The organism is Candidatus Nitrotoga arctica, from assembly GCF_918378365.1.
Taxonomy (GTDB): domain Bacteria; phylum Pseudomonadota; class Gammaproteobacteria; order Burkholderiales; family Gallionellaceae; genus Nitrotoga; species Nitrotoga arctica.
Genome location: NZ_OU912926.1, coordinates 3,290,015 through 3,301,051 on the forward strand (window position 1 = coordinate 3,290,015; position 11,037 = coordinate 3,301,051).

General features: G+C 47.2%; 12 protein-coding genes. 7 read left to right on the forward strand and 5 right to left on the reverse strand.

Features of this window, described 5'->3' with window-relative positions; all coding sequences use genetic code 11:
• Positions 1–24 precede the first annotated feature (24 nt).
• From MKZ32_RS15270 to glmU, 7 genes are all read left to right on the forward strand, one after another.
• Complete coding sequence (locus MKZ32_RS15270) at positions 25–495, forward strand: F0F1 ATP synthase subunit B (RefSeq protein WP_239798050.1); 471 nt, start codon at positions 25–27, stop codon at positions 493–495.
• 5 nt (positions 496–500) lie between these two features.
• On the forward strand, positions 501–1,034 hold the full coding sequence (locus MKZ32_RS15275) for a F0F1 ATP synthase subunit delta (protein WP_239798051.1): 534 nt from the start codon (positions 501–503) through the stop codon (positions 1,032–1,034).
• Between the two features lie 31 nt (positions 1,035–1,065).
• On the forward strand, positions 1,066–2,607 hold the full coding sequence (gene atpA, locus MKZ32_RS15280) for a F0F1 ATP synthase subunit alpha (RefSeq protein ID WP_239798052.1): 1,542 nt from the start codon (positions 1,066–1,068) through the stop codon (positions 2,605–2,607).
• 15 nt (positions 2,608–2,622) lie between these two features.
• Positions 2,623–3,492 carry a F0F1 ATP synthase subunit gamma gene (gene atpG / locus MKZ32_RS15285; protein ID WP_239798053.1) on the forward strand — a complete coding sequence of 290 codons (870 nt, stop codon included), beginning with the start codon at positions 2,623–2,625 and terminating at the stop codon, positions 3,490–3,492.
• Positions 3,493–3,700: 208 nt separating this feature from the next.
• Positions 3,701–5,122, forward strand: coding sequence for a F0F1 ATP synthase subunit beta (gene atpD / locus MKZ32_RS15290; protein ID WP_173054157.1), 1,422 nt, complete (start codon positions 3,701–3,703; stop codon positions 5,120–5,122).
• A 47-nt stretch (positions 5,123–5,169) separates the two neighbouring features.
• A complete protein-coding gene (locus MKZ32_RS15295; RefSeq protein ID WP_239798054.1) occupies positions 5,170–5,598 on the forward strand; it encodes a F0F1 ATP synthase subunit epsilon in 429 nt (142 codons plus the stop codon).
• 89 nt (positions 5,599–5,687) lie between these two features.
• Complete coding sequence (glmU, locus tag MKZ32_RS15300) at positions 5,688–7,061, forward strand: bifunctional UDP-N-acetylglucosamine diphosphorylase/glucosamine-1-phosphate N-acetyltransferase GlmU (protein WP_239798055.1); 1,374 nt, start codon at positions 5,688–5,690, stop codon at positions 7,059–7,061.
• A 27-nt stretch (positions 7,062–7,088) separates the two neighbouring features.
• Here glmU and mnmE read toward each other — a convergent pair whose 3' ends face one another.
• From mnmE to rpmH, 5 genes are read right to left on the reverse strand one after another with little or no spacing between them, the layout of a single operon-like run.
• The gene (mnmE, locus tag MKZ32_RS15305) at positions 7,089–8,438 is read right to left on the reverse strand and encodes a tRNA uridine-5-carboxymethylaminomethyl(34) synthesis GTPase MnmE (protein ID WP_239798056.1); all 1,350 of its coding nucleotides are present in this window, start codon (positions 8,436–8,438) and stop codon (positions 7,089–7,091) included.
• Complete coding sequence (gene yidC / locus MKZ32_RS15310; RefSeq protein ID WP_239798057.1) at positions 8,413–10,065, reverse strand: membrane protein insertase YidC; 1,653 nt, start codon at positions 10,063–10,065, stop codon at positions 8,413–8,415. The genes mnmE and yidC overlap by 26 nt, the downstream gene beginning before the upstream one ends.
• 20 nt (positions 10,066–10,085) lie before the next feature.
• A complete protein-coding gene (gene yidD, locus MKZ32_RS15315; protein ID WP_239798058.1) occupies positions 10,086–10,295 on the reverse strand; it encodes a membrane protein insertion efficiency factor YidD in 210 nt (69 codons plus the stop codon).
• Positions 10,295–10,654, reverse strand: coding sequence for a ribonuclease P protein component (gene rnpA / locus MKZ32_RS15795; RefSeq protein ID WP_420887749.1), 360 nt, complete (start codon positions 10,652–10,654; stop codon positions 10,295–10,297). The genes yidD and rnpA overlap by 1 nt, the downstream gene beginning before the upstream one ends.
• Positions 10,635–10,769, reverse strand: a complete 135-nt coding sequence (gene rpmH / locus MKZ32_RS15320; protein ID WP_239798059.1) for a 50S ribosomal protein L34 — start codon at positions 10,767–10,769, stop codon at positions 10,635–10,637. The genes rnpA and rpmH overlap by 20 nt, the downstream gene beginning before the upstream one ends.
• Positions 10,770–11,037 lie beyond the last annotated feature (268 nt).

Genomic DNA, 11,037 nt, shown 5'->3' on the forward strand with positions numbered 1-11,037 from the left:
GTTTAATCAAGGAAAGGTTTTTGCATGAACATTAATGCGACCCTTATCGGCCAGACGATCATGTTTGCATTGTTTGTTTGGTTTTGCATGAAGTTTGTGTGGCCACCCATCATGGCAGCGCTGGATGCACGCAATAAGCGGATTGCAGATGGTTTGGCTGCGGCGGAACGGGGTAAAAATGACTTGGCGTTGGCTGCCAAACGCTCCGCTGAAATTCTCCGCGAAGCAAAGGAAAAAGTGTCTGAAATCATTGCGCTAGGCGATAAGCGGGCAAGTGAAATTGTCGAGGAAGCCAAAGCACAAGCCAAGATAGACGGCGAACGTATTGTTACGGCAGCTAAAGCTGAGATTGAGCAGGAAGTATTCCGCGCCAAGGAGCAATTGCGGACGCAGGTGTCCGCAATTGCATTGGCTGGCGCAGGCAAAATTCTGGGCCGCGAAATAGATGCCGCAGCACATAACGATTTGCTTGATAAGCTAGTAGCGGAAATTTAATTATTATGGCTGAAGCTATTACTGTCGCGCGCCCCTATGCCCAAGCTGCATTCGATGAAGCGCGCGAGCTTGACGACTTGAAGGGTTGGTCAGATATACTGCAATCAGTAGCTCAAGCAGTGATTAATCCTGAAATTCGTGCAATTATTACCAGCCCACGCGCAGTCAAAAGCCAACTAGCAGAGCTGATGCTAGCACTTTGCGGTGACAAGGTAAGCGAAACTCAACGTAACTTTATCAAGTTGCTTACAGAAGGTCAGCGCCTCTCTCTGTTGCCAGAAATCGTAATGCTGTTCGAGATAATGCGAGCTGAAGCAGAAAAAAATGTGGACGTTGTTGTGACTTCCGCTTTCGATTTGAGCGAAGCGCAAAAGCAAAAAATTACTGCTGCGCTAAAAAAACGCATGGGACGTGAAATCAAGCTTAGCTGTGAAACTGACCGCAAATTATTAGGCGGAGTAATTATCCGTGCCGGTGACAAAGTGATAGATGGTTCTGCGCGCACGCACCTTTCAGAGTTAGCCAACGCCTTGGCTTAATGGCAGATTTATTGAAATTAAGGAACAGCAGATGAAGCTCAACCCTTCTGAAATTAGTAATTTGATTCGTAGCCGCATCGAGAATTTCGACGCGCTATCCCAAGCACGCACGGAAGGTACGGTGGTCAGCGTAACGGATGGTATCGTACGTATTCACGGCCTGTCAGACGTAATGCAGGGCGAAATGCTCGAATTTCCCGGCAATACTTTCGGTCTGGCGCTCAATCTAGAGCGCGACTCTGTTGGCTCAGTGGTGCTGGGCGACTATGAGCATATTACCGAGGGCGACACTGTCAAGTGCACTGGCCGGATTCTGGAAGTACCCGTGGGCCCTGAACTGATCGGGCGCGTAGTGAATGCCCTCGGACAGCCTATTGACGGTAAAGGTCCGGTCAACGCCAAAATGACCGATAAGATAGAGAAGGTTGCGCCCGGTGTAATTGACCGCAAATCCGTGTCACAACCCGTGCAGACCGGCCTAAAGGCCATTGATTCTATGGTTCCGGTTGGCCGTGGCCAGCGCGAACTGATCATTGGTGATCGGCAGACCGGAAAGACTGCCGTAGCGATAGATGCCATCATCAACCAGAAGGGTCAGAACATGACCTGCATCTACGTTGCGATCGGTCAAAAGGCTTCTACTGTCGCCAACGTAGTGCGCAAGCTGGAAGAGCATGGCGCGATGGAATACACCATTGTGGTTGTGGCAACCGCCTCTGATTCTGCGGCAATGCAATTTCTGGCGCCATACGCCGGTTGCACTATGGGCGAGTACTATCGCGATCGCGGCCAGGATGCACTGATTGTCTATGACGACTTAACCAAACAAGCATGGGCTTATCGCCAAATATCATTACTGTTACGCCGACCACCGGGTCGTGAAGCCTATCCTGGAGACGTGTTCTACTTGCATTCCCGTTTACTTGAGCGTGGTGCACGAGTGAATGAAGAGTATGTTGAAAAATTTACCAATGGCGAAGTCAAAGGAAAAACAGGTTCGCTGACTGCGCTGCCGGTGATTGAAACTGCTGCTGGCGACGTATCCGCTTTTGTCCCAACCAACGTAATTTCCATTACCGACGGTCAGATTTTCCTGGAAACGGATTTATTCAATGCGGGTATCCGTCCTGCGATCAACGCCGGCATTTCAGTGTCACGCGTGGGCGGCGCAGCGCAGACTAAGGTAATCAAAAAGCTGGGTGGCGGCGTACGTTTGGCATTGGCTCAGTACCGTGAATTAGCCGCCTTCGCCCAATTCGCTTCTGATTTGGATGAAGCCACTCGCAAACAGCTGGAACGCGGCCGTCTGGTAATGGAGTTGATGAAGCAACCGCAATATGCACCGTTATCCGTAGCAGAAATGGCAATAACACTGTTCGCGATAAACAAGGGTTCCTTCGATGATGTTCCTATAAACAAAGTTCTGGCATTCGAAATCGGGCTGCATGCGTTCGTGAAATCCCAATACAAGACCTTGGAGGAGGCAATCGAATCCAGTAAAGATTTGTCTGCTGACAACGAAAAAATCTTGATTGTTGCAATTGATAAATTCAAGTCCACTGCAGTTTACTAAGCTGGAGTCAAGATAATGGCTGGCAGCAAAGAAATACGGACTAAAATAAAGAGCGTTGAAAATACGCGCAAGATCACGCGAGCGATGGAGATGGTGGCGGCCTCCAAGATGCGTAAGGCGCAAGAGCGTATGCGTGCCGCTCGCCCTTATGCAGAAAAAATACGTCAGGTTGCAGCGCATTTGTCGCGTGCTAATCCGGAATATAAGCATCCATTTCTGATAAAACGCGATGTCATCAAGAATGTCGCTGTGATTATTATCACCTCGGACAAAGGATTGTGCGGTGGTCTTAATACCAACATCCTGCGTCTGGTGGTGGCGCGGATGAAGGAATTGGAAGGCGAGAGCAAAGGCGTCAGCATATGCGCTATTGGCAATAAAGGATTTAGCTTTATGTCCCGTATCGGTGCAAAAGTTAAATCGCATATGATCGGACTGGGAGACATTCCGCACATCGAAAAATTGATTGGAGCGGTCAAGGTAATGCTGGATGCTTACAATGCCGGCGAGATTGATGCAATTTATATTAGTTATAACGGTTTCATTAACACCATGAAGCAAGAGCCCAGAATGGAGCAATTACTGCCGCTCTCGAGTGAAAATCTGGAACCTGCGAATAGCCATACCTGGGATTACATTTATGAACCTGATGCCAAGGTTGTAGTGGATGAATTACTAGTGCGCTATATTGAATCATTAGTTTATAACGCAGTGACCGAAAATCAGGCGTCCGAACAAAGTGCACGCATGGTGGCGATGAAGGCTGCATCCGATAATGCAAAGGAAGTAATAGGCGAACTTAAGCTGATTTACAATAAAGCGCGTCAAGCAGCGATTACCAAGGAAATTTCGGAAATTGTTGGTGGCGCAGCAGCAGTAAGTTAATACACGCGATTGATTGACGTCTCTACAATTGAAGATTTAAATCAATATGGGGCGCTAAAAATAGCGTTTAGCCTATATGAACAGATGTATGACGGTAAATGTAAATTTCGTTGATCAAAGTCATATCGCAATAGAATTTGAATTATGAGATGTGCTCAACTGTCCGCGACAACGAGTACAGAATCAATATAAAGTGGGGAACCTCAAGATGAGTCAAGGAAAAATTGTTCAGTGTATTGGTGCGGTGGTGGACGTTGAGTTTCCGCGTGATCATATACCTAAAGTCTACGATGCGCTGGTAGTACAGGACGATGGCAGCTCTGTTGCTGAAAAAGGCCTGACCTTGGAAGTACAGCAGCAAATTGGCGACGGCGTGGTGCGTACCATTGCAATGGGTTCCTCCGACGGCCTGCGTCGCGGAATGGGCGTGGTCAATACTGGTAACCAGATTACTGTGCCAGTTGGCCATGGTACTTTGGGCCGCATCATGGATGTATTGGGACGCCCTATCGATGAGGTGGGTGAAATTAAGTGCATGGAGCGTCGCTCTATTCACCAGAAGGCACCCAAGTTCGAAGAGTTGTCTCCATCGGTCGACTTATTGGAAACTGGAATTAAGGTGATTGACTTGGTGTGCCCATTTGCTAAGGGCGGCAAGGTGGGTTTGTTCGGTGGCGCAGGTGTTGGCAAAACCGTAAATATGCTAGAACTCATTAATAATATTGCAAAACAGCATTCCGGCTTGTCCGTGTTCGCCGGTGTGGGTGAGCGCACCCGTGAAGGAAATGACTTCTATCATGAAATGTCGGAAGCGGGTGTAATCCAGTTGGATAATCTGCCAGAGTCCAAAGTAGCAATGGTATTCGGCCAGATGAACGAGCCTCCAGGCAATCGTCTACGCGTGGCATTGTCTGGCCTGACTATGGCGGAATATTTCCGCGATGAAGGCCGCGACGTCCTGTTTTTTGTAGACAACATTTATCGTTTCACGCTAGCGGGTACCGAAGTCTCTGCTCTGCTGGGGCGTATGCCTTCCGCGGTAGGTTATCAGCCAACGCTGGCAGAAGAAATGGGACGCTTGCAAGAACGTATTACCTCAACTAAAACTGGCTCGATTACCTCGATCCAGGCTGTGTATGTACCGGCAGATGACTTGACCGACCCATCCCCTGCGACTACCTTCCTTCACTTGGATTCCACAGTGGTGCTGTCACGCGACATCGCTTCGTTGGGTATTTACCCCGCTGTAGATCCGTTGGACTCAACCTCGCGCCAACTTGACCCCTTAGTAGTAGGTGAAGAACATTACAACGTTGCCCGGAGCGTACAGCAGACGTTACAACGCTACAAGGAATTGCGCGACATTATCGCAATTCTGGGCATGGACGAACTGGCGCCCGAAGACAAGCTGGCAGTAGCCCGTGCACGTAAGATTCAACGTTTCTTGTCGCAGCCTTTTCATGTAGCCGAAGTGTTTACCGGCAGCCCAGGGAAATATGTGACGTTGAAAGAGACAATCAAGGGCTTCAAGGGCATTGTCAATGGCGATTACGATCACTTGCCCGAGCAGGCGTTCTACATGGTCGGCACTATTGATGAAGCGATTGAAAAAGCTAAAACTCTTCAGTAAGATTTAACACTGTAATTGGGCCAAGTGTTGTAGTAATAAGGAAAATTATGGCAATGACAGTTCATGTTGATGTAGTGAGCGCGGAAGAGTCCATTTTCTCTGGCCTTGTAGAAATGGTTGTCGTACCAGGTGAAATGGGCGAACTAGGAATTTACCCACGTCATGCACCCCTACTAACGCGCATTAAACCAGGTTCGGTACGCCTCAAACTACCGGATCAAAGCGAATTTATGCTGATTTACGTTTCTGGCGGAATGCTGGAAGTGCAGCCCAGCGTGGTTACAATTTTAGCTGATACCGCCATTCGCGGTGCAGACTTGGATGAAGCTCGCTCGCTCGAAGCTAAGCATGCAGCGGAAGAAGCAATGAAGAACCGTGCTTCTGATATTGACTACGCTAAAGCACAAGCTGAGCTATCTGAAGCGCTTGCCCAATTGCAAGCAATTCAGAAAATGCGCAAACAACAACCACACTAAGTCTATTAGGTTAACGTAATGCGCAAATGAAAGCGGCTTAGGCCGCTTTTTTTGTTTATACTTCTTTATCAAATTTTATCGCATACAACATGACTACGCTCAATATCGTCATTCTTGCTGCTGGCAGGGGACAGCGCATGCACTCGGATAAACCAAAGGTGCTACATTCCTTAGCTGGTCGTCCACTATTGCAACATGTACTTGATACCGCTGTCCAATTTGCTACCGGTATAACCTGTGTAGTGTATGGTCATGGAGGCGAAGCGGTACCACAGGCGATGACGAAGTATGAGGCTGATTTTGTTTTGCAAGAGCCGCAACTCGGGACTGGCCATGCGGTACAGCAAGCACTTTCACACTTGAAGGATGATACATTAACGCTGGTACTGTATGGCGACGTGCCGCTTACTCAGCCTGGGACACTGGAAAAAATGTTGGGTGCGCAGCAAGCACTCACCCTGCTCACCATTCACCTTGACAACCCCGCCGGTTACGGACGTATCGTGCGTGATAGCGCAGGCAATGTGAGCTGCATAGTGGAGGAGAAGGATGCCACTACAGAGCAGCGCGCCATCCACGAAGTGAATACAGGCATTCTTGCCGTTTCCACTCATCTACTGCGTAACTGGTTATCAAAATTGCGCAATAACAATGTACAAGGTGAGTACTATCTGACCGACATAATCGCCATGGCCGTAGCGCAGGGCGTTGCTGTGCACACGGTACAACCTGCCCATGAGTGGGAAGTGGTGGGTGTCAACAGCAAAGCACAGCTGGCAGAACTGGAACGTACCTGGCAATATGAACAGGCACATCAACTATTAGTACACGGTGTTACCTTGGCTGACCCTGCGCGCCTTGAGGTGCGCGGTAAACTGGTATGCGGACGTGATGTTGAAATTGATGTTGGCTGCATCTTCGAAGGCGATGTCTATCTAGGAAATGGCGTGCGAGTAGGCGCTTACAGCGTTATAAAAGGTACTCGCATTGGCGCCAACACCTACATCGAACCCTATAGCCATATTGATCAAGTGAATATCGGCGACAACTGCCGTATTGGTCCTTATGCCCGCTTACGACCCGGCAGCAAACTACATAACGACGTGCACATTGGAAACTTTGTCGAAGTGAAAAACAGTGAAATTGCCACCAGTAGCAAGGCTAACCACTTAAGCTATATTGGCGACAGCAGCGTCGGTAGCCGCGTTAACATAGGCGCAGGCACTATCACCTGCAATTATGATGGCGCAAACAAACATCGTACGATCATCGAGGATGATGTTTTTATCGGCTCAAATACACAGCTGGTAGCACCCGTAAAAATCGGACGTGGTGCCACCATAGGCGCAGGTTCCACTATTACGAGCGATGCGCCGGAAGGTGAATTGACTCTATCGCGTGCCAAACAAATTACTCTACCGGGCTGGCGGAGGCCAAGTAAGAAAAATAATATACCTCAATAGGTTTTGCCATACTTACAAGGTTAATTTTTATTTTCCGATGCAAAACCGGCTGAATATTTCACCGAGCAGATCATCCGCACTAAACTCGCCTGTAATAGAATTTAGTTCTTCGTGAGCAAGTCGCAGCTCTTCCGCGCAAAGTTCTGGACGTTTGATTTCCCCTGCGGCCCGCTGCAAATGGTCACGTGCGTTCAATAATGCATGGACATGGCGTTCGCGCGCCATAAATATGCCTGCCTCTTGATGCCAACCAAGTAGTGACAGCAACTTATTACGCAACAACTCAAGCCCCTCGCCTGTTTTAGCCGACAAATAAATGTGACATTCGTCATTTTGCTCTTTTACATGGGCATGCTGAGCAAGCAAATCAACTTTATTAAAGACATATAATCGCGGAATTTCACACGGCAACTCGTCTAAAATTTTCTGATCATCCTCAGTCATACCGTGGCTGGCATCCAACAGGATCAGGATGGCATCCGCTTTTTTTAGCGCTCCATATGTACGCTCTATCCCCATCTGTTCCACGGCATCCTCTGCCTCGCGTAATCCCGCCGTATCTATAATATGCAACGGCACACCACCAATCTGAATAGATCGGCTAATAAGGTCACGCGTGGTACCTGGAAATTCACTCACTAAAGCGACATCCTCTCCGCTCAATCGATTGAGTAGACTCGACTTGCCAACATTAGGCTGACCGACCAGCACAATATGCGCACCTTCTCGCAACAGGCTTCCCTGTTGTGCCAAACTCAAAATCTTTTCTAATTCCGCATGCAATACAACTAACCGTGTATCACGTTGCGTGACATTTAGAGTATCAATCTCTTCTTCCGGAAAATCCAACATGGCTTCGATCAACATGCGTAACGCAACTAACCCGTCCACTAAGTGATGAATCGCCTGGGAAAACTCGCCTTGTAACGAACGCATGGCACTGCGCGCAGCTTGGCTGGTGGTCGCAGCTATCAGATCAGCTACACTTTCTGCTTGTGCCAAATCAAGTTTTTCATTTAGAAATGCACGCTGCGTAAACTCGCCCGGCTGGGCGAGGCGAGCTCCAATTTCAAGACAGCGCTGTAACACCAATTGCAGTATGGCTGTGCCGCCGTGCCCTTGCAATTCTAAAATGTCTTCGCCGGTATAAGAGTGTGGGGCAGGAAAGAACAGAGCGATACCCTGATCCATAACCTGCCCTTGCGCATCCATAAATGACGCATACGTTGCGCGCCGCGGCACTGGTATTTTCCCTAATAGAGTTTGTGCCAATAAGGAAAGGTCATGCCCGGACAACCTGACTACGCCGATACCGCCTTGTCCATGAGGGGTCGCAATTGCGGCAATAACATCAGGCTTTAGCAACGCCTTTGACATTAGCCTCCAGTCCACGCGTGATGTACCACTGTTGAACGATGGAAAGTATATTGTTTACAATGGAGTAGAGTACCAACCCGGCCGGAAAGAAGAAAAATACCACGCTAAATACAATGGGCAACATTTTCATAAGCTTCGCTTGCAACGGGTCCGGTGGAACAGGGTTTAACTTACTTTGGATTATCATGGAGGCGCCCATGATTAACGGTAAAACATAATAGGGGTCAGGCACCGACAAATCGGTAATCCAGCCAAAAAACGGGGCATAACGTAATTCAACACTTGCAAGAATAGCCCAATATAGTGCGATAAATACTGGTATCTGAACCAACATCGGCAAACAACCCCCAAGCGGATTAATTTTTTCCGTCTTATACAATTCCATCATAGCTTTATGCAGACGCTCACGGTCATCACCATATTGCTGCTTAATTTTCTCCAACTTGGGGGCCACTACACGCATTTTTCCCATAGAGCGATAACTGGCCGCAGACAAGGGGAAAAATAATAATTTAATAAAAACAGTCAACAAGATAATGGCTATACCCCAGTTGGACACCCAGCCGTACAGGTAAGAAAGTAGCCAGAACAATGGGGTGGAAATGATTGTCAGCCAGCCATAATCTACTGTTAACCCCAATCCAGGTGCAATTTCATCCAGCGAGGTTTGAGCTGGTCCGGCATAAAGTGGCACACTAATCTTCGCACTCTGACCTGGTGCAATGGCTGCTACTGGTAAGATTACCCCTACCGAATAAAGCTCATTTTCCAAGTGCCTAGTATAAAACTCTCGCTGTATCTTATCCTTAGGTAACCACGCCGCTACAAAATAATGTTGCAACATACCTACCCAACCATTGTCAGCACTTTGAGAATGCTTGGCTTTGCCATTCTCAATATCGGGAAAACCCACTTTCTGAAATTTTTCCTTCTCTGTATAAATTGCAGTGCCAGTGTAAGTGGGCAAAAACATCGATGCACCTTCAGGTGTAGATTTGTCGCGCACCAACTGAAAATAAGTAGACGGGGAAAGCGGGCTGGTTCCAATGTTTTCGATTTCGTAGCCCACATCTATCAGGTAGCTACCTCGATGGAACACATAAAATTTAGTTACTTTTGCACCCACAACGTTGGTTGCAAGTAATCGCACTTCGATTGTATCTTTACCTTCGGTTAATAGATATTCGCTAGCCTGAGCCGTGAATGTCGTATTGTGCGTGGGTAATCCCGTGCCAAGTAAACCCGTCTGGGCAATATAGGTGTGTGCTCCTTGTTCTTGCAGCAAAACGAATGGTTTGTTCTTGTTTTTGCTATCCCGCTGCTGCAAAAATTCCAAGCGACGCAAATCCCCACCCACAGTATTAATCTGTGCCGTTAAATAATCTGTTTTTACAGTAATTTTTTGCCCAGCTTGAATCTTTTGTGGGGTAGCAACTGCAATTGCCTCAGGGCTAGCCGTACCTGTTATATCGGGTACATTACCTTTTGGCACGGCAACTTTCGGAACGGCGGCAGGCGCTGTTCGTACTATGGGTTGCTGAGTGCGTTGCCAACTATCCCACAACAACATGATTGATATTGAGAAAGCCAAAAAAAAGAACAACCTAAACAGCTTGTGAAAATCCATATGGTTTCGCCTATGTAAATCTATGGGGCGGGATCATAACCACCTGGATTCCAGGGGTTGCAACGAATCACCCGCTTAATGCTCAACCAAGTACCACACCAAGCACCATGTTTAGAGATAACCTCACGAGCATATTGAGAACAACTTGGAGTAAAACGACAGGTCGGAGGCATAAACGGACTCAATAAATATTGATATAAACCTATCAACCTGATTAAGAGTTGTCGCATCACATGCGGACAGATTGAAATAGCTGTAACAACGCCAACCGTCCTTCAGCCGAAGTTTCAGAATTAAATTGCCGCTTAGCCCGTACCACTACATCAACCGAGTGTGCGACTGAGAAATTAAGCCGAAATATATTTCGAATCATGCGCTTTGCGAAATTTCTAGATACTGCCTTTGGCATGCTTCTTTTGCTGGCTATTACCCCAAGACGGGAATAGCCATTCTCATTTTTTCGTATATAAACTGTAAACCATTTATTAGTCAAACAATCGGCACGAAGCACCAACTCAAACTCTTTTGGTTGCTTTATCCGGCGGCAAGAAGGTAAAGTTTGTTTAGCATTAAACTGCAAGGCGCACACGGCCTTTAGCTCTTCGAGCTGCTATAATTGCCCTTCCTCCCTTGGTTCTCATGCGAACCAGAAATCCATGAGTCCGTTTCCTTTTAGTGACGGACGGTTGATATGTACGTTTCATTGTTGATACCCCTAATTAATAATTAATACTTGAAAACCCGCTATTACATTATTTACGGGGGTTTATGTCAAGCTTATTTTATTTATAGTGTAGTGAACATGATAAATTATCTATATTTTCAACATATTATTTATTCAAATTCAAATAGTCCACAAAAGTGGGCGCTAACTAATTTCAGAATTTCTCTCAATAGCTTATCTACAGTAAATAACTTTTTGCCTTCCATGTAGTAGAATGTTCAAAGATTTTTTTGCATTATCATCTGAAA

What these genes read in the sequence shown, in the direction of transcription:
- MKZ32_RS15270 (WP_239798050.1), top strand. Translation starts at nt 25, where the DNA reads ATGAACATTAATGCGACCCTTATCGGCCAGACGATCATGTTTGCATTG.
- MKZ32_RS15275 (WP_239798051.1), top strand. Translation starts at nt 501, where the DNA reads ATGGCTGAAGCTATTACTGTCGCGCGCCCCTATGCCCAAGCTGCATTC.
- atpA (WP_239798052.1), top strand. Translation starts at nt 1,066, where the DNA reads ATGAAGCTCAACCCTTCTGAAATTAGTAATTTGATTCGTAGCCGCATC.
- atpG (WP_239798053.1), top strand. Translation starts at nt 2,623, where the DNA reads ATGGCTGGCAGCAAAGAAATACGGACTAAAATAAAGAGCGTTGAAAAT.
- atpD (WP_173054157.1), top strand. Translation starts at nt 3,701, where the DNA reads ATGAGTCAAGGAAAAATTGTTCAGTGTATTGGTGCGGTGGTGGACGTT.
- MKZ32_RS15295 (WP_239798054.1), top strand. Translation starts at nt 5,170, where the DNA reads ATGGCAATGACAGTTCATGTTGATGTAGTGAGCGCGGAAGAGTCCATT.
- glmU (WP_239798055.1), top strand. Translation starts at nt 5,688, where the DNA reads ATGACTACGCTCAATATCGTCATTCTTGCTGCTGGCAGGGGACAGCGC.
- mnmE (WP_239798056.1), bottom strand. Translation starts at nt 8,438, where the DNA reads ATGTCAAAGGCGTTGCTAAAGCCTGATGTTATTGCCGCAATTGCGACC.
- yidC (WP_239798057.1), bottom strand. Translation starts at nt 10,065, where the DNA reads ATGGATTTTCACAAGCTGTTTAGGTTGTTCTTTTTTTTGGCTTTCTCA.
- yidD (WP_239798058.1), bottom strand. Translation starts at nt 10,295, where the DNA reads ATGCGACAACTCTTAATCAGGTTGATAGGTTTATATCAATATTTATTG.
- rpmH (WP_239798059.1), bottom strand. Translation starts at nt 10,769, where the DNA reads ATGAAACGTACATATCAACCGTCCGTCACTAAAAGGAAACGGACTCAT.